Annotated in this window: 21 protein-coding genes and 1 pseudogene; 20 read left to right on the top strand and 2 right to left on the bottom strand. The window is 70.7% G+C overall.

Features of this window, described 5'->3' with window-relative positions; translation table 11 throughout:
- Nucleotides 1-4: 4 nt before the first annotated feature.
- The 8 genes from flgE to flgL all read left to right on the top strand — a co-directional run bounded on the left by flgE (nucleotide 5) and on the right by flgL (nucleotide 8,868).
- Nucleotides 5-1,318, top strand: a complete 1,314-nt coding sequence (gene flgE / locus ACPWT1_RS15020) for a flagellar hook protein FlgE (protein ID WP_427911956.1) — start codon at nucleotides 5-7, stop codon at nucleotides 1,316-1,318.
- Nucleotides 1,319-1,340: 22 nt separating this feature from the next.
- Nucleotides 1,341-2,078: a flagellar basal-body rod protein FlgF gene (flgF, locus tag ACPWT1_RS15015; protein WP_427911955.1), complete on the top strand. Its 738-nt coding sequence runs from the start codon at nucleotides 1,341-1,343 to the stop codon at nucleotides 2,076-2,078.
- A gap of 119 nt (nucleotides 2,079-2,197) precedes the next feature.
- Complete coding sequence (flgG, locus tag ACPWT1_RS15010; protein ID WP_427911954.1) at nucleotides 2,198-2,980, top strand: flagellar basal-body rod protein FlgG; 783 nt, start codon at nucleotides 2,198-2,200, stop codon at nucleotides 2,978-2,980.
- 8 nt (nucleotides 2,981-2,988) lie between these two features.
- The gene (locus tag ACPWT1_RS15005; RefSeq protein WP_427911953.1) at nucleotides 2,989-3,657 is read left to right on the top strand and encodes a flagellar basal body L-ring protein FlgH; all 669 of its coding nucleotides are present in this window, start codon (nucleotides 2,989-2,991) and stop codon (nucleotides 3,655-3,657) included.
- Nucleotides 3,654-4,862: a flagellar basal body P-ring protein FlgI gene (locus ACPWT1_RS15000; protein ID WP_427911952.1), complete on the top strand. Its 1,209-nt coding sequence runs from the start codon at nucleotides 3,654-3,656 to the stop codon at nucleotides 4,860-4,862. The genes ACPWT1_RS15005 and ACPWT1_RS15000 overlap by 4 nt, the downstream gene beginning before the upstream one ends.
- On the top strand, nucleotides 4,862-5,770 hold the full coding sequence (flgJ, locus tag ACPWT1_RS14995) for a flagellar assembly peptidoglycan hydrolase FlgJ (protein WP_427911951.1): 909 nt from the start codon (nucleotides 4,862-4,864) through the stop codon (nucleotides 5,768-5,770). Before ACPWT1_RS15000 ends, flgJ begins: the two co-directional genes overlap by 1 nt.
- A gap of 3 nt (nucleotides 5,771-5,773) precedes the next feature.
- Nucleotides 5,774-7,672 (top strand): flagellar hook-associated protein FlgK, encoded by a 1,899-nt coding sequence (gene flgK, locus ACPWT1_RS14990; protein ID WP_427911950.1) that lies wholly within the window; start codon nucleotides 5,774-5,776, stop codon nucleotides 7,670-7,672.
- Nucleotides 7,673-7,677: 5 nt separating this feature from the next.
- Nucleotides 7,678-8,868 carry a flagellar hook-associated protein FlgL gene (gene flgL, locus ACPWT1_RS14985; RefSeq protein ID WP_427911949.1) on the top strand — a complete coding sequence of 397 codons (1,191 nt, stop codon included), beginning with the start codon at nucleotides 7,678-7,680 and terminating at the stop codon, nucleotides 8,866-8,868.
- Between the two features lie 124 nt (nucleotides 8,869-8,992).
- Here flgL and ACPWT1_RS14980 read toward each other — a convergent pair whose 3' ends face one another.
- Nucleotides 8,993-9,811 (bottom strand): HDOD domain-containing protein, encoded by an 819-nt coding sequence (locus ACPWT1_RS14980; protein ID WP_427911948.1) that lies wholly within the window; start codon nucleotides 9,809-9,811, stop codon nucleotides 8,993-8,995.
- A gap of 113 nt (nucleotides 9,812-9,924) precedes the next feature.
- On the opposite strand from ACPWT1_RS14980, the gene ACPWT1_RS14975 reads away from it, so the two are divergent.
- On the top strand, nucleotides 9,925-11,022 hold the full coding sequence (locus ACPWT1_RS14975; RefSeq protein WP_427911947.1) for a response regulator: 1,098 nt from the start codon (nucleotides 9,925-9,927) through the stop codon (nucleotides 11,020-11,022).
- 32 nt (nucleotides 11,023-11,054) lie between these two features.
- Here the strand turns inward: ACPWT1_RS14975 and ACPWT1_RS14970 are convergent, their stop codons facing one another.
- Nucleotides 11,055-12,896 carry a DUF7151 family protein gene (locus tag ACPWT1_RS14970; RefSeq protein WP_427911946.1) on the bottom strand — a complete coding sequence of 614 codons (1,842 nt, stop codon included), beginning with the start codon at nucleotides 12,894-12,896 and terminating at the stop codon, nucleotides 11,055-11,057.
- A gap of 749 nt (nucleotides 12,897-13,645) precedes the next feature.
- Between ACPWT1_RS14970 and gspG the strand changes: the two genes are divergently transcribed.
- The 11 genes and pseudogenes from gspG to ACPWT1_RS14915 all read left to right on the top strand — a co-directional run bounded on the left by gspG (nucleotide 13,646) and on the right by ACPWT1_RS14915 (nucleotide 22,620).
- Nucleotides 13,646-14,116, top strand: a complete 471-nt coding sequence (gene gspG / locus ACPWT1_RS14965) for a type II secretion system major pseudopilin GspG (protein WP_427911945.1) — start codon at nucleotides 13,646-13,648, stop codon at nucleotides 14,114-14,116.
- Between the two features lie 6 nt (nucleotides 14,117-14,122).
- A pseudogene (locus ACPWT1_RS14960) lies at nucleotides 14,123-14,547 on the top strand (type II secretion system F family protein); the annotation flags it as partial.
- 33 nt (nucleotides 14,548-14,580) lie between these two features.
- A complete protein-coding gene (locus ACPWT1_RS14955; RefSeq protein WP_427915569.1) occupies nucleotides 14,581-15,240 on the top strand; it encodes a type II secretion system F family protein in 660 nt (219 codons plus the stop codon).
- An 18-nt stretch (nucleotides 15,241-15,258) separates the two neighbouring features.
- Nucleotides 15,259-16,932: a GspE/PulE family protein gene (locus tag ACPWT1_RS14950; RefSeq protein ID WP_427911944.1), complete on the top strand. Its 1,674-nt coding sequence runs from the start codon at nucleotides 15,259-15,261 to the stop codon at nucleotides 16,930-16,932.
- Nucleotides 16,925-17,674 carry a hypothetical protein gene (locus ACPWT1_RS14945; RefSeq protein ID WP_427911943.1) on the top strand — a complete coding sequence of 250 codons (750 nt, stop codon included), beginning with the start codon at nucleotides 16,925-16,927 and terminating at the stop codon, nucleotides 17,672-17,674. Before ACPWT1_RS14950 ends, ACPWT1_RS14945 begins: the two co-directional genes overlap by 8 nt.
- Nucleotides 17,671-18,249, top strand: coding sequence for a hypothetical protein (locus tag ACPWT1_RS14940; RefSeq protein ID WP_427911942.1), 579 nt, complete (start codon nucleotides 17,671-17,673; stop codon nucleotides 18,247-18,249). Before ACPWT1_RS14945 ends, ACPWT1_RS14940 begins: the two co-directional genes overlap by 4 nt.
- A gap of 106 nt (nucleotides 18,250-18,355) precedes the next feature.
- Nucleotides 18,356-18,901 (top strand): hypothetical protein, encoded by a 546-nt coding sequence (locus ACPWT1_RS14935; protein ID WP_427911941.1) that lies wholly within the window; start codon nucleotides 18,356-18,358, stop codon nucleotides 18,899-18,901.
- 3 nt (nucleotides 18,902-18,904) lie between these two features.
- Nucleotides 18,905-19,444, top strand: a complete 540-nt coding sequence (locus tag ACPWT1_RS14930; RefSeq protein WP_427911940.1) for a hypothetical protein — start codon at nucleotides 18,905-18,907, stop codon at nucleotides 19,442-19,444.
- Nucleotides 19,445-19,518: 74 nt separating this feature from the next.
- Entirely contained in the window at nucleotides 19,519-21,672 is a 2,154-nt protein-coding gene (locus tag ACPWT1_RS14925; protein ID WP_427911939.1) for a secretin N-terminal domain-containing protein, read from the top strand.
- 10 nt (nucleotides 21,673-21,682) lie between these two features.
- Entirely contained in the window at nucleotides 21,683-22,183 is a 501-nt protein-coding gene (locus ACPWT1_RS14920; RefSeq protein ID WP_427911938.1) for a type II secretion system protein, read from the top strand.
- A 5-nt stretch (nucleotides 22,184-22,188) separates the two neighbouring features.
- On the top strand, nucleotides 22,189-22,620 hold the full coding sequence (locus ACPWT1_RS14915) for a type II secretion system protein (protein ID WP_427911937.1): 432 nt from the start codon (nucleotides 22,189-22,191) through the stop codon (nucleotides 22,618-22,620).
- The last annotated feature ends 3 nt before the right edge of the window (nucleotides 22,621-22,623 follow it).

Here is a 22,623-nt window from a genome sequence, read left to right as displayed (position 1 = left end):
CGACATGAGCTTCCAGCAAGGCATCAGCGGCCTGAATGCCGCCGCCCGCAACCTCGAGGTGATCGGCAACAACATCGCCAACGCGAACACGGTCGGGGCCAAGGCCTCCCGCGCCGAATTCGCCGACGTGTATGCCAACGCCGCCCTCCACCAGGTGACCGCCATGCCCGGCATGGGCGTGCAGGTCGCGGCGATCGCGCAGCAGTTCGGCCAGGGCTCGATCCGCAGCACCGAGAACCCGCGCGACATGGCGATCAACGGGCCCGGCTTCTTCTGCGTCTCGCAGCCGGGCAGCGCCGATCGCGGCTACACGCGCAACGGCCAGTTCCAGATGGACAGCGACAGCTACCTCGTCACCAACGCCGGCCTGCGCCTGCAGGGCTATGCGGTGGACCCGCTCTCCGGCAAGGGCAGCGGCGTGCTGGGCGACATCCAGCTGTCGTCCAAGGGCATCGCGCCCTCCGTCACCAAGAACGCCGCGCTGGGCGTGAACCTGGATGCGCGCACCGCGGCACCGGCCGCATCCGCACCGGCGTTCTCGCTGGGCGACCCGACCTCGTATGCCTCCTCGACGTCGATGACGGTGTACGACCAGCAGGGCAACGAGCACGTGATGTCGACCTACTACCGCCGCACCGCCACCGACAACCAGTGGGACGTGTACGCCGCGATGGATGGCAAGCCCGTGCCGGCCATCGCCGCGGGCGGCACGCAGTTGCCCGCCGGCCGCCTGACCTTCACGGCCGGCGGCGTGCTGGATGCGACGCAGTCGGGCACGCTCGACGCCACCGGCACGCTCACCGCCGGCGACATCACGCTGCAGATGCCGTTCCCCACGTCGACGCTGCCGGTGCCGCCCTCGTCGTCCACCACCTCGTCGCCGCTGACGCTGTCGTACAAGGAGTCGACCCAGTTCGGCACCGCGTTCGGCGTCACGCAGGTCACGCAGGACGGCTATGCACCGGGCCAGCTGACCGGCTTCTCGGTCGACAGCAGCGGCATCGTGCAGGCGCGCTACTCGAACGGCCGCACGCTCGCAGCCGCGCAGGTCGCGCTGGCCGACTTCCCCAACGAGCAGGGCCTGATCCCCGTCGGCAACAACCTGTGGCGCGCCACCACCACCTCGGGCCAGCCCGTGGTCGGTGCGCCCGGCAGCGGCAACCTCGGCGTGCTCAAGGGCGGAGCGCTGGAGGACTCCAACATCGACCTCACCGAGCAGCTGGTCGACATGATCAGCGCGCAGCGCGCCTACCAGGCCAACGCGCAGACCATCAAGACGCAAGACCAGATGCTGTCGACGCTGGTCAACATGCGTTGATGGCTGGCCGCAACGAGCCGACATGGACCGCCTGATCTACACCGCCGCCGCCGGCGCGCGGGCCCTGCTGCAGCGCCAGGACGGCCTGGCGCAGAACCTGGCCAACGCCAACACGCCAGGCTTCCGTGCCGACACCGTCGCCTTCCGCGCGGTGCCGGTGCGCGGCGACGGCACGCCCACGCGCGTCGTGTCGCTCGAAGCCTCGGCCGGCTACGACACGCGCAGCGGCGCGATCGAGCAGACCGGCCGGGCGCTGGACGTCGCCATCAGCGGCAACGGCTGGCTCGCGGTGCAGGCACCCGACGGCACGGAGGCGTACACCCGCGCCGGCGCGCTGCAGGTCACCGACCAGGGCCAGCTGGTGAACCCGTCCGGCCTGCCCGTGGCCGGCGACGGCGGCGGCGCGATCACGATCCCGCCCGGCACGACGGTCAGCATCGCGCGCGACGGCACCGTGTCGGCGCAAGGCAGCACCGGCGCGCCGCAGGTGGTCGGCAAGCTGAAGCTGGTGAACCCGGAGCCGGCCTCGCTGCGCAAGGGTGCCGACGGCCTGCTGCGCCTGGACGGCGGCGACCAGGCACCGTCCGACCCCACCGTGCGCGTCGCCAGCGGCGCGCTCGAGGGCAGCAACGTCAACGTCGTCGAGGCGATGGTCGGCATGATCGCCGCCGCCCGCCAGTACGAGACCCAGGTGAAGCTGCTGCAGACCGCGGAACAGGACGACCAGCGCGCCGCGCAATTGCTGGCCCCGGCACGATGAAAACACAACGTGTCGTCCCCGCGCAGGCGGGGACCCAAGGCTTCCAGGACGACCGCCAAGAAGGCGGAAGCCTTGGATTCCCGCCTTCGCGGGAATGACAGACAACAGGAGGACACAACATGCTCCGTTCACTCGACATCGCCAAGACCGGCCTGGAGGCCCAGCAGACCCAGCTGGACGCCATCACGCACAACCTCGCCAACGTAGGCACCAACGGCTACAAGCGCAGCCACGCGGTGTTCGAGGACCTGCTGTACCAGAACATCCGCCAGGCCGGCGCACCCAACGCCGCCGAGACGCAGCTGCCCACCGGCCTGCAGCTCGGCTCGGGCGTGCGCACCGTGGCCACCTCGCGCAACTTCACGCAGGGCGCGCTGACCCAGACCGGCAACCAGCTGGACCTGGCCATCAACGGCAGCGGCTTCTTCCAGGTGCAGATGCCCGACGGCACCAATGCGTACACGCGCGACGGCGCGTTCCAGGTCGACGCGCAGGGCCAGCTGGTGACCGCCAGCGGCTTTGCCGTGAGTCCCTCCATCACGATCCCGCCCACCGCGCAGACCGTCACCATCGGCCGCGACGGCATCGTCTCCGCGCAGCTGCCCGGCAACGCGCAGCCGCAGCAGCTGGGGCAGATCCAGCTGGCGCACTTCGTCAACCCGGCCGGCCTGGACCCGCGCGGCGGCAACCTGTTCATCGAGACCGCGGCCTCGGGCAACCCGCAGACCGGCAACCCGGGCAGCAATGGCCTGGGCGTCCTCAACCAGGGCGCGACCGAGAGCTCCAACGTCAACGTCGTCGAGGAACTGGTCGCGATGATCCAGACCCAGCGCGCGTACGAGATCAACTCCAAGGCGATCCAGACCAGCGACCAGATGCTGGCCCGCCTGTCGCAGCTGTGAGCCTCGCGATGCGCCGACTCGCCTTCGTCCCCGTCCTGCTGCTGTCCGCCTGCGCCGTGGTCACCACGCCGCCGGTGGAGATGCACAAGGTCGCCGACCCGCAGGTCGTGGCGCCCGCCGCGCCGCCGCCGACGCCCGGCGCGATCTTCCAGGCGTCCACGCACCGGCCGCTGTTCGAGGACCGCCGTGCACGCCTGGTGGGCGACACGCTCACGGTGCAGATCGAGGAGACGCTGAACGCCAGCCAGCAGTCGACCACCAAGCTCGATCGCAGCGGCAAGATCGACTCCAGCGTGAGCGCCCTGCCCTTCGGCATCGCCAACGCGAAGACGCTCGGCAAGCTGGGTGTCACCGCCGAGTCCTCGACCACCGGCAGCGGCGATGGCAAGACCAACAGCAGCAACACCTTCACCGGCGTGATCACCGTCACCGTGATCCAGGTCCTGCCCAACGGCAACCTGCTGGTGTCGGGCGACAAGCAGATCGGCGTCAACGAGAACGTCGACGTGCTGCGCTTCTCCGGCGTGGTGAACCCGGTGAACATCCGCGCCGGCAACCAGGTGAGCTCCACGCAGGTCGCCGACGTGCGCCTGGAGCAGCGCGGCCGCGGCGACGTCGGACGCATCCAGGGCCTGGGCTGGCTCTCGCGCTTCTTCCTGTCGGTGGCGCCGGTATGACCACGTTCTTCGGTGACCTCGTCGAGCCCGAGCGCGCACGTCCCCACGACGCCCGCCCGCCCGAGCCGGAACGTCCCCACGTGGTGGTGGTGGTGCTGGGGCAGATCGGCATCCTGCTGCTCACCCTGCTGTTCTGCTGGTCGGCGCATGCCGCCACCACGGACGCAGGCAGCGAGCGCATCCGCGACCTGGCCACGGTGGCTGGCGTGCGCGTGAACCAGTTGATCGGCTACGGCGTGGTCGTGGGCCTCGACGGCAGCGGCGACGCCACCAACCAGGTGCAGTTCACCGGCCAGAGCGTGCAGTCGCTGCTGTCGCAGTTCGGCGTGACGCTGCCGCCCGGCGTGACGCCGCAGATGAAGAACGTCGCGGCGGTGATGGTCACCGCGGCCCTGCCCGCATTCGCGCAGCCGGGCCAGCAGATCGACATCACGGTCTCCTCGCTGGGCAACGCGCGCAGCCTGCGCGGCGGCACGCTGCTGCTGACGCCGCTGCGCGGCGCCGACAGCCAGATCTACGCGATGGCGCAGGGCAACCTGGTCGTCGGCGGCGCCGGTGCGTCGTCGGGCGGCAGCAAGGTCGCGATCAACCACCTGCTCGCCGGCCGCGTGCCAGGCGGTGCCACCGTCGAACGCGCGGTGCCCAACCCGACGCTCGAGGCCGACACCATCCACCTCGAGTTGAACCAGACCGACTTCAGCACGGCGCGCCTGGTGGCCGAAGCCGTCAACCGCCGGTTCGGCGCCGACGCCGCGCAGCCGCTGGACGGCCGCGTGGTGGAAGTCAGGCTCCCGCCCGGCTCGCGCGTTCAGTTCCTCGCGGACATCGAGAACCTCGAGGTGGCGCTGGCCGCACCGCCGGCCAAGGTGATCATCAATGCACGCACGGGCTCGGTCGTGATCAACCAGTCGGTGCGACTCGGTGCCGTCGCCGTCGCGCACGGCAACCTGTCGGTGGTCGTCTCATCGACGCCGGTGGTGAGCCAGCCCGCGCCGATGTCCGCCGGCCAGACCGTGGTAGCCGACAAGTCGGACATCCAGATCAAGCAGGGAGCGGGCACGCTGTTCAACGTGCCTGCCAGCGCGGACCTCACCGAGATCGTCAAGTCGCTCAACGCGCTGGGCGCGAGCGCGCAGGACCTGATCGGGATCCTGCAGGCGATCAAGGCGGCCGGGGCGTTGAAGGCCGACCTGGAGATCCTCTGATGCGCCTCGACCCGACCGCCGGCAGCACCGGCCTCGATGCCCGCGAGCTGGACGGGCTGCGCAACAAGGCGGCGACCGATCCGCGCGCCGCGTCGCACGCGGCCGCCGTGCAGTTCGAGTCGCTCTTCATGCAGATGGTCGTCAAGAGCATGCGCGACGCTTCGCCCAAGTCGGAAGACGGCGGCAGTGGGGGCGAGACCTTCACCGGCATGCTGGACACCCAGTTCGGCAAGCAGTTCGCCGGCCGGCCCGGCGGGCTTGCCGACGTGCTGGAGAAGCAGCTCACGAAGCACATGCAGAGCGCGTCGCCTGCCTCGGCCGCGAGCCCGGTTGCCGCTGCCACGGCTGCAGCACCCACGACGGCGCCTGCGACACACACGGCGCACGGCTCCGCTCCTTCGACCTCCGCCCTGCCCTCGCTGAAGGGCCTGGGCGACAAGGCCGCCGCGTTCCTGCGCGACATGCTGCCGCACGCGCAGGAGGCCGAGCGCCGCACCGGCGTGCCCGCCTCCTTCATCCTCGGCCAGGCCGCGCTCGAGTCCGGCTGGGGCAAGGGCGAGATGAAGAACGCGGACGGCAGCCAGTCGTTCAACCTGTTCGGCGTCAAGGCCACCGCGGGCTGGACCGGCAAGACCACGAACGTCACCACCACCGAATACGCCGGCGCGCAGGCCGTGAAGCAGAAGGCCGCGTTCCGCAGCTACGCGTCGTACGCCGACGCCTTCGCCGACTACGCGCGCATGCTGGCGGGCAGCTCGCGTTATGCGAACGTGGTGCGCACGGCATCCACGGCGGAGCAGTTCGCCGGCGGCATGCAGCGCGCCGGCTATGCCACCGATCCGCACTACGCCAGCAAGCTGGCCAGGACCATCAACCACACGCTCGCGCTGCAGCGGGCCCTGGGCTGACGCATGACCGATTCGCTGCTGTCCCTCGGAAGCCGGGCCCTGACCGCGACGCAGGGTGCGATCAACACCGTCTCGCACAACATCACCAACGCCAACACGCCGGGCTACTCGCGCCAGGATGCGCAGCTGGCGACGGCGGGTGCTCAGTACAGCGGCGGCGGCTTCTTCGGCAAGGGCGTGCAGCTGCAGACGGTGCAGCGGCAGTACGACGCCTTCCTCACGACGGCGGTGCAGACCGCGATGGCGACGAGTTCGTCCGACGCGACGCGCGCCGACGGTCTGAAGGCGCTGGACGCGGTGTTCGCGGACAGCGAGCTGGGCATCGGCGCGGGCCTCGACAGCTTCTTCGCGTCCGCGGGCGACCTGGCCAACCGGCCGGCGGACCTGTCGGCGCGGCAGGTGTTCGTGGCGCGTGCCAGGCAGCTCGCATCGCGCATCGATGCCGTCGGCACGCAGGTGCAGCAGATCGCGGGCTCCGCGGACAGCAAGCTCGTGCTCGATGCCTCGCAGGTCAACACGCAGCTGGCCACGATCCACCAGCTCAACGACCAGATCGCGCGCTGGCAGGGCAGCGGCCAGCCGCCCAACGACCTGATGGACCAGCGCGACGAGGCGCTGCGCCAGCTCAATGGCCTGCTCGGCGTGAACGCGGTCGCGCAGGACGACGGCACGCTGGCCCTCTTCACGCGCTCGGGCGCGGCGCTGCTGGTGGGCAGCCAGCAGGCGCGCCTGGACACCGTCCCCGATCCGGACAACGGCCAGGTGCACGCACTGCGCCTGACCATCGGCACGACCACGCAGCTGCTGGACGCGCCCGCGCTGGGCGGCGGCAGCCTGCAGGGCTCGATGCAGCTGCGCGACGTGGACTGCACCGCGGCGCTGAACCAGATCGGCCGCATCGCCACCGTCGTCGCGTCGGCCTTCAACGCGCAGCAGGCGCTGGGCATCGATGCCAATGGCCAACCCGGCGCGGCGTTGTTCACCATCCCGTCGCCCACGGCCGCCCCGCGCAACAGCAACACGGGCTCGGGCACGGTCGCCGTCAACGTGACGGACCCGTCGGCGTTGCAGCCCAGCGACTACCAGGTCGGCTACGACGGCACGCAGTTCACGGTCACGCGCCTGTCGGACGGCACGGCCACGAACTCGGCCACCCTGCCCGCGACCATCGACGGCCTCGTCTTCAGCGGCAGCGGCACGCCGGCCGCAGGCGACAGCTGGCGCGTGCAGCCGCTGCGCGCCGCGGCCACCAACCTGGCCGCGCGGCCGCTGGCGCCACGTGACGTGGCGACGGCGTTCGCGGCGACGATCGCGCCGGCTTCGGGCAACCAGGGCGGCGCCACCGCGTCGTTCGCGGTGGTTCGCCAGGCGCCCGAGAACGGCAACGCGGTGACGATCACGTTCAACACGCCGCCGACCAGCTTCAACGTCACGGGCCTTGTCGGCGGCAACCTCACGAACGTGCCCTATGTGCCGGGCCAGCAGGTGCCGGCCTCGCCCGCGGACTGGAACGGCTGGCGCCTCACGCTCGATGGCGCGCCCGCCGCGGGCGACGTGTTCAACGTCGCGAAGACGACGGCGCCGGCCAGCGACAACCGCAACGCCCTCGCCCTGCAGCAACTCGCCAGCCAGGGGCTCGTCAGCGGCAGCACGCTCAACGAAGCCTATGCCTCGCTGCTGGGCGACGTGGGCAACCGCGTGCAGTCCGGCAAGGCCGCGGCGGACATCTCGACGCAACTGGCGTCGGAGGCCACCACGCGCCAGCAGAACGTGTCGGGCGTGAACCTCGACGAGGAAGCCGCCGACCTGCTTCGTTACCAGCAGGCCTACCAGGCCTGCGCCCGCATCATCCAGGCGAGCCAGACACTGTTCACCAGCCTGCTCGACGCCACCGGACGCTGACCACCATGCGAGTCCCGACCTTCCAGACCAACCGCGTCCAGCTCGATGCGATCGGCACCCGACAGGCCCAGCAGGCCAAGCTGCAGTCGCAGATCGCGAGCGGGCTGCGCGTGCAGTCGCCCGGCGACGACCCGGCTGCGGCAGCGCAGGCCGAACTCGCGCGCTCGCGGCTGGCGCACCTGCAGCAGGACCAGCGGGCCACGCAACTGTCGACCAGCCTGCTGGGCACGGCCGATGGTGCGCTGTCGCACGGGGTCGACCTGCTGCAATCGGCGCGCGAAGCCATCGTGGCCGCGGGCGATGGCTCCTACAACCCGGTGGACCGGCAAGCCCTGGCCCAGACGCTGCGCGCCACGCGCGACCAGCTGCTGCAGGTGGCCAACAGCGGCGACGGCGCCGGTGGCTACGTGTTCGGCGCGCAGGGCAGCACCACCCCTCCCTTCAGCGGCACCGGCTCGCCGGCCTTCGGCCCGGCGGCCGGCGAGCAGCACATCGGCGAACAGGCCGGCTATGCAGCCAGCGTGGACGGCCGCGCCGTGTTCCTCGACGTCCCGCAAGGCAACGGCGTGTTCGTCACCGGCGCGGCCGCGACGAACACGGGCGGCGGCTGGATCGACGCCGGCAGCGTGGCCGACGCGACGCAGCTCACCGGGCACGCGTACAGCATCAGCTTCGGCGGCACGGCCGCGGCGCCGACGTACACGGTGACAGACACCACGAGCGGAACTGCCCTCGCCTCCAACCAGCCCTTCACCGCGGGCGCCGCGATCGACATCGACGGCCAGCGCGTGCGCGTGGCCGGCACCCCGGCGACGGGCGACAGCTTCACCATCGGCCCGGCCGGCCGCCAGAGCATCTTCGCGACGCTCGACCAGACAATCGCCCTGCTCGAAGGCAGTCCCACGCCGGCCGCCTACAACGAGGGCCTGGAGCGCGTGCACACCAGCCTGGACCGCGCCTTGGACGGCCTGACGCTCGCGCGCACGCACGTGGGCGAGCAGATGCGCGCCGTGCAGGGGCACGCGGACGGCAACGACCAGGAATCGCTGGCCGTCACGACGCGCCGCAGCGGCCTGCAGGACCTGGACCTCGCACAGGCCATCTCGGAGCTGCAGACCAGCCAGGCCTCGGGCCAGGCCGCGCTGCAGGTGTATTCGGCGACCGCGCGCAAGTCGCTGTTCGATTACATGGGGTGAGTCGGAGCCGGTCGGACCTTCCCACTGGTCATTCCCGCGGAGGCGGGAATCCACGGCTTCCGCTTTCTCGCGTCGAACACGGACGCCCTGGGTCCCCGCCTTCGCGGGGACGACATCGATGGCCTCAGAGCGCGTGCCGCACCAGTGACGCCACGCCCGCGGGCGGCAGGTTCAGCAAGCCGCCCGCGCGCTCCAGGTCGGCTGCCAGCAGCGCGTTGCCCCAGCCCTTGTCGAGATGGCGCGCGATGCGCAAGGCCAGGCGCACGCTGCGGCCGCCGGGGCCCTCGGGGTCCCAGGAGCGCGCCGTGGCGCACAGGCCGGGCGGCAGCTGCCAGCGCTCCAGCCACTCGGCCGCGACTTCCTCCAGCGTGCCGCCCAGCACGCTTCGCTGCAGCTCCTCGTCACCGCGCTGCGGCTCCTGCTGCCGCAGAACCTTCAGCGCCGCGGCTTCGCGCGGCGCCTCGCACCAGAGCAGCAGCTCGGTGAAGTCGTGCAACAGCGCGGCCTGGTGCAGCAGCTCGACGTCGTCGTCCTGCCGGTGCACGGCGAAGGCCGTTGCGATGCGCGCAGCGGCATGGGCGCGCGTGACGCAGGCCAGAGCGGCGGCGGTCGCGCCCGGATGGGCCGCCGTGCGCTCCTCCAGCACCGGCAGGCCCGTGAAGGCGCGGAAGAACGGCTCGATCCCCAGCAGCACCAGCGCCCCGGTGACCGTCTGCACCGGCGTGCTCAGGCGCGAGCCGAACGCCGCGGCCACGTGCTGCAGCACGCGCAGGCACAGGAGCGGGTCGCGCAGTGCGACGTCCGCCAGCCGGCTCGCATCGGCTTCGTCCGGTCGGAGCGCCCAGCGCGCAAGCGTGGTGGCGCTGGTTAGCAGCACGGGCACCGCGCACGGCTCCAGGCGTGCAAGCAGGTGGGCGGCGAGCGGTGGTGCCGGAGTCTCCATGGCGGCCTCTTCGGCCGCCGGCGCCCGGACTGAAGGCCGTGACGACAGGCGGCTAGGCAATTGCCCTAGCACCGACTGGTACAGACAGCCCGGGTCATGTCGACAATGGTCCTGTGGAGTTCCTGCTCGTCGACGATGACTGGATCGCGCGCCAGTCGCTGGCCAACATCGTGCGTGGCATCGACGGTGCCGGCGAGGTGCTGCAGGCCGAGGACGGCGAGCAGACCTGGGACATGCTCCAGGCCGGCCTGAGGCCGGTGCTGTGCTGCTGCGACATCCGCATGCCGCGCCTGGACGGGTTGGGCTTCCTGCAGCGCGTGCGCAGCCAGCCGCTGCTGCGCCACCTCCCCGTCGTGCTGATCACGGCGGCGTCGGACATCGAGACCGTGCGGTCGGCCCTGCAGGCCGGCGCGGACGGCTACATCCTCAAGCCCTTCCTCGCGCAGCAGACGCGCGCCACGCTCGTGCGCGTGCTGGTCGAACGCCTCGCCACCGAGGCCGAACCGGTGGGCGCCACCCTGCGACGCCTGGACATCGACCGCGAGCAGCTGCTGGACCTGCTGGACGGGTTTCGAGCCGACGCCCTCGAGGCACGCATCGGTGCCGCCGACCCGAAGCAGCTGCGGCGGTTGCATGGCAAGGCGCTGCGGCTCGGCCAGTGGCGCAGCGCGGGATTGCTGCGCGACCTGCTCGACGAGGACCCTGCCGGGGGCCTGCGCCTGCAGGTGCTGGACGAAATCGCCGGCCTCGCGCGGCGGCAGCAGCGCATGGCCAACGCCGGACCCGAGCGGGTCCACGCGACCGAGCGCACCGGCTTCCTGCCGCAGCCCGCGTTGCCATGGCTCTGGCCGGCGCCGCAGGTGCCTCGCCTGCCCGGTACCTGCGACCCCGAGCCGTACCGGCCCGAGACGCTGCTGCTGCAGTTCGACGGCGTGGTGGCCATGTTCCGCAAGGCGCGGTGCATGTTCCTGGACCAGGCGCCGTCGGAGCTGCGCGCGATCGGCGACGCCGCCTCGCGGGGCGACGCGCACTCGGCACGCCAGCTCGCGCACAAGCTGCAGGGGTCGGCCGGAATCGTCGGGGCGGCGCTGCTCGCCTGGCTGTGCGAGCTGATCGCCGCCGGCACGCGAGAACCGGGCGCCGAGTGGGTGGCCCACGCGCAGGCGGCGCTGGATGCGTACCGGGCCGCGAGCGTGGCCGGGGCGGCCTGAGCGAGCAGGCCGCTGCGCGGCCCGCCGACACCTCACTGGATCGAGAACGATCCCGCGGCGCTCAGCACGCTGAACACGCCGTTGCCCAGGTACTGCACTTCGATCGCCTCGAACCGGTCCCCGGCGATGCCGCCGGCCGTGCCCAGCGTCGTCGTGACCGAGTCCTGCAGCGTCTCCGCGGAGGTGTAGATCTTTCCCTGGTAGTCGACGGCCACGAGCTTGCTGCCGTCCGCGGACGAGGCGACCGACATCCAGCTGCGGGCCGATTCGCGCGGTGTCCAGCTCGCGCCGCCATCGGTCGAGATCCAGATCTGGTCGGAGGCGCCGATCGCGGCGAGCTTGCTTCCATCGGCGGACGAGACCACCGCCTGCCATTGCGGGCCCTGGGCGCGCAGCGTCCAGGTCAGGCCACTGTCGGTCGATGTGTAGATCTCACCCAGCAGGGATGCAGCCACGAGCCTGGTCCCGTCGGCAGACGAGGCCACGGCATTCCAGCTCGAGCTGGAGGCGCCGGGCGTCCAGCTGGCACCCCCGTCGGAAGACGTGTAGACCATCCCGAACATCTCGGCGGCGACCAGCTTGCTGCCGTCCGACGACGACGCGACGGACACCCAGGAGCGGTTCGCGTCGCGGGCCGTCCAGGTCCCGCCGCCATCGGCCGACGTGTACAGCATGCCTCCCATGTCGGCTGCAACCAGGTTCACGCCATCCGACGACGACGCCAGCGAGATCCAGCTGCCTGTCGGGGCCCTCGGCGTCCAGGTGGCGCCGCTGTCGACCGAGGTGTAGATCTGGCCCCCGTACTCGGCCGCTACCAGCCTGGTCCCGTCCGATGACGACGCGACTGCCATCCAGTTGCGGACGCCGTCGCGCGGGGTCCAGGTGACTCCGCCATCCACCGAGGTGTACAGGGCGTCGCCGCCGGCCGCGGCAACGAGCTTCATGCCGTCCGACGACGCGGCGACGGACATCCAGGGCCGGTCCTGGTCCCTGGCTACCCAGGTCGACCCGGCCTGTGCGAGCAGGTTGTGCCCCACCACGCTCTGCCCGGGGTTCTGGGCCAGCAGCCACCCGCCCGCGCCGGCGCCATTGACACGCACGATGTCGCCCACGTTCGGGCTGGCCGGCAGCGTCACCACGACCTGGGCCTGGTCGTTGCGGGCCAGGTAGCCGGTGTTGCCTTGTGCCTGGACCTGCGCGCCGGTGACCTCGACCCACCGGATGCCCGCGGACGTCGTGGGCTGCGTGGAAGTCCCTGGCGCCCCGTTGCAGACATACCCCGTGGACGTCACCTCGCTGGCGTCGAGCAGGCCGTTGTTGTTGCTGTCGAGTCCGGATTCGATCTTGCTGCCGCCGTGCTCGCAGGCGCCGTCTGCGCCGCTGCCGGCGGGCGTGATCAGCATCAGGCTGGAGGCGCCATCCGCTCCGTTCGCGCCAGGACTTCCGTCGTTGCCGGCAGGTCCCCTTGCGCCCGTTGCGCCCGTTGCGCCCGTTGCGCCCGTTGCGCCGGTTGCGCCGGTTGCGCCGGTGGCCCCAGTTGCCCCGGTCGCGCCCGCGGCGCCGGCCACGCCGTTGCACACATAGGCGCTGGACGCGACTTCGCTGGCGTCCAGGACGCCGTTGCCGTTGCCGTCCAGCCCGACGTCGATCCTCTTGCCGCCGCTCGGGCAGTTGTTGCCGGCGTCGTTCATGCGCACCAGTGCGTTCACGCCGTTGCTGCCGCTGGCGCCGGAAGCCCCGTTGCACACGTACTGGACCTTGCTGACCTCGGACGCGTCCAGGACGCCGTTGGCGTTCGTGTCCAGTCCGGTCGAGACCGTGATGCCGCCGTTGGAGCAACTGCTGACCGGGGCACCGTTGGCCACGGCCGCCACGACCGCAATCGCGGGTGCTGCGCCCGAGGTCGCGGCCGTGCTCGTGCTCGTGCTCGTCCCCGTGGTCGAGGTCGCCGCCCCGCCCGTGCCGGGACTGTCGGAACCTCCGCCTCCGCACCCTGCGGTGAGGACCAGGACCCCAAGCGCCAGCCAACGAAACTGAAATCCGCGTTCCATGTGATGCACCCTCCAGGTTGGGACCGTCGGCGCGCCTGCCAAGGGCCGGCGCTAGACAGCAATTGCGCGGCTCAGGTTAATCCTGATGTAACGGTTGCAACCGTCAACCAACCCTCATAAGGGGCACCCCACCCCCGGAAGTAGGGCGCGCCCTCTCGACAACCCACGGCTGAGTTCCCCGGATCGACAACGTCCATCGTCGGACGGTTGCGGCAAATCGTGTAGGACGAGACGCCGCAGGCTAGGCCTTGTGCAAATTTTCACGAGCTGCGAAATGGCGCGTCCGGTAGCTGCATGGCGACCCTCCGATGCGTGCGCATGCAGCGCCACCGACTCGCCGCGAAGCCAGCAGATGTCGTGACTGGTAGCTATAAAAAAAGAGCTTCCAGCGGCCCCGGACGAGCACTTCGGTCGGACTTCGAATGCGAGTTTTCGGCGTGCATTAGCAGCGATGTGTTCGGCGGCCCAGCAACGGCAGCAAAGTGCATTCATCCTTTTGTCGTTGCTTGCACGTCTTGACACTTCATTCGCCGAGTTCGAAGCTGTAGACAACTCCTTACAGGTGTAAGCCCATGTTGAAGTTGCCCTCGCGGTCCGGATCAGCTTCGCATCTCCGCCAGCAAAGCCGGCAATGTCGGTCGCGTGGCTTCACCCTGATCGAGCTGCTGGTGGTGGTCGTCATCATCGGGTTGCTCGCTGCGTTCGTCGCCCCCCGCTACTTCGACCAGGTCGGCAAGTCCAGCGCGAAGATCGCCAAGGCGCAGATCACGTCCCTCGAGCAGTCGCTCGACCAGTACCGCCTGGATGTCGGCCGCTATCCGACGACCGAGCTGGGCCTCGCGGCGCTCGTCTCCAGGCCGGGCAGCGAGAACGAGCGCTGGCAGGGCCCTTACCTCAAGAAGGCCGTGCCCAACGATCCCTGGGGGCACCCGTATGTCTATGCATCGCCGGGACAGGATGGCCGTGACTACGACCTGCTGAGCCTCGGGGCCGACGGCAAGCCCGGCGGCACCGCGGAAGACGCCGACGTCACCTCCTGGTAAGCCGCCATGCAGTTGCATTCCGCGCGCGTCGGCCCTCGTCGGCCCGCTGCCCTGCCCATTCGCAAGCGCCTGGTCGTGCCGACCAGGACGGCGTCGCGGGGTCGTGCCATCGACCCGGGGCAGTTCGCGGACGAAATGGGTGCCCTGCTCGAGGCCGGGCTGAGCCTGCAGGAAGCCCTGCAGACCGTGGGCCGCCGCGAAGGCATGCGGCCCCGCGACGAGGCCTTCGTCCAGATGGAACGCGCACTGCTCGAAGGCCGTCCGCTGTCCGTGGCGATGCAGGAGATGGGTCGGTTTCCCCGCTGCTGGTGGCGGCCGTACGCGCCAGCGAACAGACCGGCGACATGGCCACGAGCCTGCGGCGGTATGGACGAACGCACAAGCGCATGGCCCAGATCAAGGAGCGGGTGGTCAGCGCCTCCATCTACCCGATCATCCTGGCGGTCGTCGGCGCCTGCGTGCTCATGTTCCTGCTGGGCGTGGTCGTGCCCCGCTTCGCGTCGATCATCGACGCCAACGGACGCGACATTCCCGAGGCGTCGCGGATCCTGATGGCGTGGGGCAAGTTGGTGAACCGGCATTTCGAGGCGGTCCTTGCCGGTCTCGCCGCGACCATCGTGCTGACGGCCGCAACCTTCGCGCGCAGCGATGTCCGCCGCTGGTGCGCAGGGCGCGCGACCAGCCTTCCCCTGGCCGGTCCGACGATCCGCCTCTACCGGCAGAACCAGTTCTGGCAGACGGCCGCCATGCTGGTCGAAGGTGGCGTGCCGGCGCCGCAGGCCTTCCGTTCGGCGGCGAGCCTGCTGGGCGCCTCGGATGTCCGCCGGATGCACGAGGCCCTGTCGCGCCTCGATGCGGGCCAGGAGCTCGCGGAATCGTTCCGGGCTTCCGGCGTGGTGGACCAGGTCGCCTTCCGGATGCTACAGGTGGCGCAGAGGACGGGTGAACTCGGACGCGCCCTCGGCCAGATCGCGGCCTTCCAGGCCGAAGCCCTGGAACGCGGCCTCGACCGCATGACCCGGCTGGTCGAGCCGCTGCTCATGGTCTTCATCGGCGCAGTGATCGGCGGGATCGTGGTGCTCATGTACCTGCCGATCTTCGATCTCGCCTCGAGCATCCAGTAAGCAAGGAGAGCCATCGTCATGGGCGCCCGATTCACGGCAGACGACATCCGGGCCAGCATCGAGGCGGCCACCGCCGAGCAGGGCCCGTTCGAGGTGCTCGCCCGCGACTTCGACGACGGCGACGGCGAGTTCCTGCCTGCCGCGGCGGCTTATTTCGGATTGCGGCCGATCTCCGCGCGCGAGCTGCACGCCATGCAGCCCGACTTCTCGGTGATCTCCTTCGTCGAATGCAGCCGGCGCGGCTGCCTGGCATTGCGGGCCGCGGACCGCCTGGTCCTGGCCATCTGCGATCCGCTGACGACCCGCGACCGCACGTGGCTGGATGCGCAGTTGCGCGCCCACGGCGTGGCCGATTGCGACCGTGCGCTCGCCTCCCGCGGCGACCTGCGTGCCGTGCTGCAGAAGCACGAGAAGGACGTCAGCGCCATCGAGACCCTCGGCGAGCTGGCCGCCACCGGCTCGGCCGGCGCGGACAAGGCCATCGCGATCTCGCTGCAGGACATCGATGGCGACAGCAGTGTCGTGGTGCGCCTGGTCAACTCGATGATCTACGACGCCCTGAAGGCGCAGGCCAGCGACATCCACCTGGAGACGGGACCCGATTCGCTGGTGATCCGCCTGCGGGTGGATGGCGTGCTCGCCACGCTGCGCCGCATCGAAGGCGCCGACATGGCCAACCAGGTCATCTCGCGGATCAAGATCATCTCGGAGCTGGACATCGCCGAGCGGCGCGTGCCGCAGGATGGTCGCTTCAAGGTGCTGGCCCACGGGCGCGGCATCGACCTTCGCGTCTCGGTGATGCCCAGCATCCATGGCGAAGACGCGGTGCTGCGCATCCTCGACCGCAACCAGCTGTCCACCCGTGGGGGGATCACGCTGGAAGGCCTGGGCTTCGCACCCCACGACATCCGCTTCATCCGCTCGATGTGCAGGAAGCCGTACGGGCTGCTGCTCGTCACCGGGCCGACTGGCAGCGGCAAGACGACCACGATGTACGCGGCGCTGTCCGGCATCCACACCGGCCTGGACAAGATCGTCACGATCGAGGACCCGGTCGAGTACCAGCTGGCGGGCGTCCTGCAAATCCCGGTGAACGAGGCGAAAGGCCTGACGTTCGCACGCGGCCTGCGCTCCATCCTGCGGCACGACCCGGACAAGATCATGGTCGGCGAGATCCGCGATCCCGAGACGGCGCAGATCGCCGTGCAGGCTGCACTCACCGGCCACCAGGTGTTCACCACGGTGCATGCCAACAACGTGTTCGACGTGCTCGGGCGCTTCTCGAACATGGGCGTGGATGCCTACAGCTTCGTCTCGGCCCTGAACGGCATCCTCGCGCAGCGCCTCGTGCGGCTGAACTGCCCGGATTGCACGGTCGACGGCGAGCCGGCCGACGAGGTCCTGCAGGACTCGGGCCTCGACCGCACCTCCATCGCGGGCTGGCGGCTGCGTCGCGGCCTGGGCTGCGCGACCTGCAGGGGCTCGGGCTTTCGCGGCCGCAAGGCCATCGCCGAGTGGCTGCCGATGAACGACCGGATGCGCGACCTGATCGCGCGCCCGGCCCCGATGGCGGAGATCAAGGCGGCGGCCGCGGCCCTCGGCGTGCAGACGCTCCGCCAGGCAGCGCTTGCCCTCGTGCGCGACGGTGAAACCACATTGGAAGAGATCAATCGTGTTTCGATGGTTGACTGACCGGCTCGCGCCAAGCCTGGACCTGGACGTCTCGGCCGGCGGCTTTCGCATCGCCGGTGCGAACTCCGTGCCTGCCGGCGCCGGCAACGGCCACACGGCGGCCGCCCTGGGCGCGCTGCTGCAGGGCGTCCCTGGGCGAAGTGCGAACAAGGTCCATGCGTGGCTGGACGCTTCGGCCTTCTACCAGGCGGTGGTGGCGCTCGACACCTCCGTGCTGACCGACGCCGAGATCCTCGAGCGGCTCGACGAGTACTGGGCGGACATCTTCGGCGACACCCTGGGGCCGCTCGCCGTGACCTACGCGATCCAGCGCGGAGGCGCGAGCGTCGTGACCGGCTGCTGCCGCGAGAGCCTCGCCGTGGCGCTGGCCGAAGCCGCGGCCGCCAACGGGCTGGCGCTCTCGCGCATCGGTGCCCGCAGTTCGCGCGTCTGGCGCCAATGCCGCCGCGCAGTCGGAAGGCACGCATCCGGCTGCTTCGCGGTGGTCGACGAGGATGCGATCAGCCTGGGCGCGTGGCAGGACGGACGTTGGGTCGCGTGGAGCAACGAAGGCTTCGCCGCGCAGGATTGGTCCGGCCTGCGGACTTGCGTGCAGCGGTTCGCCCGCCTGCATGCGCTCGACGATGCGGTCCCCGTCTGGACCGAGGTGGCGGGCGGACGCATGCGCGAGCCGGCGCCCGCGGGCTTCGAGCACTGGACGCTGCTGAACGCCACCGGACAGCCCGCGGAGGTCCTCGCATGACGACGTGCATCCCGGCCGGCAGCTCGCTGGACCTCGATCTCCTGCGTCCCGGCGCGACGCGACATACGTCCGGCGCGGGTCTCCTTGCGCTGGTGGCGGCCAGCGCGGCCCTCGTGCTCGCGCTGACGCACTACAACCAGGCCGCCGACGCCGAACGTTCCCGGGAAGCGCAGCTCGCCGCCCACGCCGTGCGCACGCCGCGTGCGGGGGCAGCAACGCCCGCGGACCTGCGCCAGCGCGCCGCGGGCCCGGAGATGGCGGCGATCGAGGCGCGCATCAACTACCCGTGGCAATCGCTGCTCTCGTTCCTCGAGTCGCAGCAGCAGGCCGACGTCGCGCTGCTGGCGGTCGACCCGGACCGGCGCACCGGCCTCACCAAGATCCTCGCCGAGGCGAAGGACTCCACCGCGATGCTGACCTACCTGGCAGCGCTGCAGAAGAGCACTGCGTTCGAGGAGGTCGTGCTCTCGGCGCACGAAGTCCAGGCCCGGCAGCCGGGCACGCCCGTGCGCTTCGAACTGCTGGCCCATTGGAAGTCCCCCTGCCCCAGGGCGGCTGGCGCGACGCGCGCATGAACAACCCCGGGCCCGGTTCGGTGCCCTCGGCCAACAGGGCCGCTCCCGAGTCCTCGCCGGCCGGCAGTGCGCAACCCGCCCTCATGGCCACCAGGAGCTGACCACGATGGCTGCCTCGATCGCCCATGTGCGCACCGGCGGCCGCCGCGTCGCGCTGCTGCTGGTGCGCCGCTTCGGGCTCGCCGGCGTGGCAGCCCTCGGCCTCCTGGCGACCGCCGCCGTGGTCTACGGGGTGGTCACGCCGCGGGTGGAGCAGCGGGTCGCGTTGGCCGACGCGCGCCTGCGTGCGGCAGCACGTCGACCTGCACCTGCCGAGGCGACTGCGGCCACGCGCAGCGATCTCTTCGCGGCGCTGCCGACGATCGACTCGAATGCATCGGACCTCCTCTCGCTGTACGCGATCGCGACAGCAAGGGGCATCCCGGCCACGAAGGCGGAATACCGGCTCACGCCGCTTGCCGGTGGGCGGTACCTCGCCTACGAAGTGCGCCTGCCCGTGGCGTCCGGGTACATGGACCTGCGGCGCTTCACCAGCGAGGCCCTCGCGCGGCTTCCCAACATGGCCATCGACGGCATGCGCTTCTCGCGGCCCGACGCGGGCCGGGACGTCCTGGACGCGGAGATCCGCGTCGTCCTCTTCTACCGGAGCTGAGCCATGCGCGGTCCCGCCATCCACCGCAATGCCCGCCTGCGCGGCCTGAGCCGGCTGTTCGGCATCTGCGCCGCGACCTTGCCGTTGTCGCTCGTCGGGCCGCAGGCCACCGCGGACCAGCGGGCCGATGCGAGCTCCGTCGCTTCGGCCGTGCTCCCGGTCGCAGCGCCGAAGGCACCGCAGCCGACGCCTGCGTCCTGGCTCGCGGGAGAGCGCGCCAGCGCGGCGCAGTCCGACATCCACAACCTGTTCGGCACGCGCAGCTGGTTGCCGCCGCCGCCCCCTCCCCCGCCGCCGGCACCGGCCGTGGTCCCGCCTCCCCCGGCAGCGCCCCGCTTGCCGTACGCGTGGCTCGGGACCATCGACAGCGGGACCGAAGCGGCGCAGGTGATGCTCTCGCGCGGCGACGCGCTCTTCCTCGCCAGGACGGGCGACGTGCTGGAGGGCACCTACCGCATCGACGGCATCACGGAGCACGCCGTGGAGCTGTCGTACCTGCCGCTGAACCAGAAGCAGAGCCTTGCCACGGAGACCGCCCCATGACTGCAGCGACGTCCCGCACCATCCCTCCGGGTCGCTCGAGGCGCGGAGGCCGCCCCCTGCTGCAGGCGCTCGTCGTGGCACTGCTCCTGGGCGGTTGCGCCGCCAGCCAGCACTACGACGAGGGACACCGCCTCGCGAGCGCGGGCCAGCCGGAGCAGGCGCTGCAGGAGCTGCGCGCGGCCCTTGCGCTGGAGCCGAACAACGCCGAGTACCGGCTGTCCGTGCGCAACCTGCAGGCCACCATGGTGGCCGACCTGCTGCGCACCGGCGAGCAGCAGCAGCAGGCGGGCCAATTCGACGCCGCGCAGGCCACGTACCGTCGCGCCGAGGCAGTCGATCCGCAGAGCGATGCGGTGCGCCGCCATCTCGCAGGCCTGAACGCGGAACAGAACGCACGCAGGTTCACGACCGAAGCCGAGCGCCTGCTCGCCGCGCGGCGCCTGCCAGAGGCGCGCGAGAAGCTCGGGGCAGCGCTGGCCGAATCGCCGCAATACACGCCCGCGCTGGACCTGCAGTCGCGCGTCGACGCCGCCGCGGCCGACGAGGAGCGGGCACGGGAAACCCGGGCCAATTCGCAGTCGGTCATGAACAAGCCGATCTCGCTGCAGCTGCGCGACGCCAACCTGCGCATGGTGTTCGAGACGCTGTCGCGCGTCGTCGGGCTGAACGTCATCCTGGACCGCGACGTCCGCACCGACCTGAAGACGACCATCTTCGTCAAGGATGCCAGCGTGAAGGACACGGTCGACCTGATCCTGCTGCAGAACCAGCTGGAAAAGCGCGTCCTCAACGGCAGCACGCTGTTCATCTATCCGGCCACGCCCGCCAAGCAGAAGGAATACCAGGAGCTGAAGGTCAAGACCTTCGCGCTCTCGAACACCGATGCGAAGTACGTGCAGGGCCTGCTCAAGTCGATCCTGAAGGTCAAGGACGTGATGGTCGACGAGAAGTCGAACACCGTCGTCATCCGCGACACCGCGGAGGCGGTCGAGGTCGCTTCGGCCCTCGTGGCCTCGCACGACATCCCCGATCCCGAGGTGATGCTCGAGGTCGAGGTGCTCGAGGTCTCGCGCGATCGCCTGACCAACATCGGCGTGAAGTGGCCCGACAGCTTCGGCCTGGCAACCCCGCCCGGCACGGGACCTGGCGGCGCGTTGACGCTGCGCGAGTTCCGCCACCTGCCCAGCGGAAACCTGCTGGTGCAGCCGGCGCAGCTGGGCGTGAACATCAATGCGCAACTGATCGACTCCGACGCCAACCTGCTTGCCAGCCCTCGCATTCGCGTGCGGCATCGCGAGAAGGCGCGCATCCTGATCGGCGACCGCGTGCCGTTCGTGTCGGGCACGAACACCATCGCCACCGGCGCGAGCCCGATCGTGTCGAACAACGTGCAGTACCTGGACGTGGGCATCAAGCTCGAGGTGGAACCGAACGTCTACGCCGAGGACGACGTCGGCATCCGGATCAACATGGAGGTGAGCAACATCGCCAAGGAGATCGCCAACAAGAATACTGGCGACACGCTCTACCAGATCGGCACGCGCAGCGCGTCGACGTCGCTCCGGCTGCACGACGGCGAAACCCAGGTCCTCGCCGGGCTGCTGAACGACCAGGAACGCACGTCGGCGGCGAAGGTGCCCGGCCTCGGCCAGACCCCGGTGCTGGGGCGGCTCTTCTCCAACAACAGCGGCGACGTCACCAAGACCGAGATCGTGCTGTCGATCACGCCGCACATCATCCGCGGCCGCCCCGCCACCGCCAAACGCGGCAACGACATCTGGTCCGGCACCGACGCACACCTCACGCCGGTGCCGCTGCGGCTGGATGGTGGCGGCACGGTCCGCTCCTTCAGCACGGGCGGTCCCTCCGCGGCCGCGGCAATCCCCGGCGCGCGGCCCCAGCCCCAGATGATTCCTGGCGCGGTGATCCCGGGCGTGGTGCAGCCCAAGCCCCCGGCAGGCCAGGGCAGCAGCACTGCGCAGCCTGGCGCCGACACCGCGGCGACGGAAGGCACCGGACCGGCGCTCATCACCAACGCAACGGGGACGCAGCCCGCTGGGGCGCAAGCTGCCAGGGCCGAGGCGCCCTCCCCGACGCCGGACGCAGCCGAAGCCCCGACACAGAACATCTTCTCCCCGCCCGCGCCCGGCTACATGGCGCCGCCGGTTCCGCAGCCCGACCCGCGCGCGCCGGGTGCAGGCATCCGCGTCCAGCCGTTCAACCAGTAGCGGAGTCCCCATGCGGTCCGGCGGTCCTTCCCTCGCAGCCAGAGGCTTCACCTTGATCGAGATGCTGGTCACGCTGGCGCTCGTGGGCGTGCTCGCGATGGCGGCCTTGCCGGTGGCCGAAGCGACCGCGACCCGCGCGAAGGAACAGGAGCTGAAGACCGCGCTGCGCCAGATCCGCGCCGCGCTGGACCAGTACAAGAACGCGTCGGACATGGGGCTGATCCGCCGCTCCCCCGGCGAGTCGGGCTATCCGCCGTCGCTGGACCTGCTGGCCAAACCGGTCGGCGGCGTGGCGGCCGAGATCGGCCCCGGCCAGCTGCCCCTGATCTTCCTGCGCGAGGTGCCGCGTGATCCGTTCGCGACGGATCCCACGCTGGATGCGGTGCAGACCTGGGACCTGCGCAGCTACGTGAGCGCACCGGACGACCCGCAACCGGGCGCGGACGTGTTCGACGTGCATTCCAAGTCCACGCGGGTCGGCCTGAACGGCATCCCGTACAGCAGGTGGTGACCCGCATGGCCCGCATCCCCACGCATCGCGCCGGCTTCACGCTCATCGAGCTGATGGTCGTGATCACGCTGATCGGGCTGCTCGTGACGCTCGCGGCGCCGCGCTACTTCGACAGCGTGGATCGCGGCCGCAAGACGGTGCAGCAGCAGAACATCCAGACGATCCGCGACAGCATCGACAAGTTCTATGCGGACCGGGGCCGCTATCCCGAGGCGCTGGAAGAACTGGTGCGGCTTCGCTACCTGCGCGACATGCCGATCGATCCGGTGACGCGCAAGAGCGACTGGCTCATCGTGCCGCCGCCCGATGGGGCGATGCCAGGTGCCTCCGCAGGCGTCGCGCAGGTCGCGCTGGGCGACGAGGCCGCGACCAGCCCGAACCGCGCGCCCGGCAACGTGTACGACGTGCGCAGCGCCGCCGACGTTCCGCAGCAGTGATCG

It is taken from the genome of Ramlibacter sp. MMS24-I3-19 (genome assembly GCF_050320135.1).
Taxonomy (GTDB): Bacteria; Pseudomonadota; Gammaproteobacteria; order Burkholderiales; family Burkholderiaceae_C; genus Ramlibacter.
This window is presented reverse-complemented; position numbering and strand designations above follow the sequence as displayed.

What these genes read in the sequence shown, in the direction of transcription:
- flgK (WP_427911950.1), top strand. Translation starts at nt 5,774, where the DNA reads ATGACCGATTCGCTGCTGTCCCTCGGAAGCCGGGCCCTGACCGCGACG.
- ACPWT1_RS14920 (WP_427911938.1), top strand. Translation starts at nt 21,683, where the DNA reads ATGCGGTCCGGCGGTCCTTCCCTCGCAGCCAGAGGCTTCACCTTGATC.
- ACPWT1_RS14930 (WP_427911940.1), top strand. Translation starts at nt 18,905, where the DNA reads ATGCGCGGTCCCGCCATCCACCGCAATGCCCGCCTGCGCGGCCTGAGC.
- ACPWT1_RS14940 (WP_427911942.1), top strand. Translation starts at nt 17,671, where the DNA reads ATGACGACGTGCATCCCGGCCGGCAGCTCGCTGGACCTCGATCTCCTG.
- ACPWT1_RS14980 (WP_427911948.1), bottom strand. Translation starts at nt 9,811, where the DNA reads ATGGAGACTCCGGCACCACCGCTCGCCGCCCACCTGCTTGCACGCCTG.
- flgG (WP_427911954.1), top strand. Translation starts at nt 2,198, where the DNA reads ATGCTCCGTTCACTCGACATCGCCAAGACCGGCCTGGAGGCCCAGCAG.
- flgF (WP_427911955.1), top strand. Translation starts at nt 1,341, where the DNA reads ATGGACCGCCTGATCTACACCGCCGCCGCCGGCGCGCGGGCCCTGCTG.
- ACPWT1_RS14950 (WP_427911944.1), top strand. Translation starts at nt 15,259, where the DNA reads ATGGGCGCCCGATTCACGGCAGACGACATCCGGGCCAGCATCGAGGCG.
- flgL (WP_427911949.1), top strand. Translation starts at nt 7,678, where the DNA reads ATGCGAGTCCCGACCTTCCAGACCAACCGCGTCCAGCTCGATGCGATC.
- flgJ (WP_427911951.1), top strand. Translation starts at nt 4,862, where the DNA reads ATGCGCCTCGACCCGACCGCCGGCAGCACCGGCCTCGATGCCCGCGAG.
- ACPWT1_RS14935 (WP_427911941.1), top strand. Translation starts at nt 18,356, where the DNA reads ATGGCTGCCTCGATCGCCCATGTGCGCACCGGCGGCCGCCGCGTCGCG.
- flgE (WP_427911956.1), top strand. Translation starts at nt 5, where the DNA reads ATGAGCTTCCAGCAAGGCATCAGCGGCCTGAATGCCGCCGCCCGCAAC.
- ACPWT1_RS14915 (WP_427911937.1), top strand. Translation starts at nt 22,189, where the DNA reads ATGGCCCGCATCCCCACGCATCGCGCCGGCTTCACGCTCATCGAGCTG.
- ACPWT1_RS15005 (WP_427911953.1), top strand. Translation starts at nt 2,989, where the DNA reads ATGCGCCGACTCGCCTTCGTCCCCGTCCTGCTGCTGTCCGCCTGCGCC.
- ACPWT1_RS14955 (WP_427915569.1), top strand. Translation starts at nt 14,581, where the DNA reads ATGTTCCTGCTGGGCGTGGTCGTGCCCCGCTTCGCGTCGATCATCGAC.
- gspG (WP_427911945.1), top strand. Translation starts at nt 13,646, where the DNA reads ATGTTGAAGTTGCCCTCGCGGTCCGGATCAGCTTCGCATCTCCGCCAG.
- ACPWT1_RS15000 (WP_427911952.1), top strand. Translation starts at nt 3,654, where the DNA reads ATGACCACGTTCTTCGGTGACCTCGTCGAGCCCGAGCGCGCACGTCCC.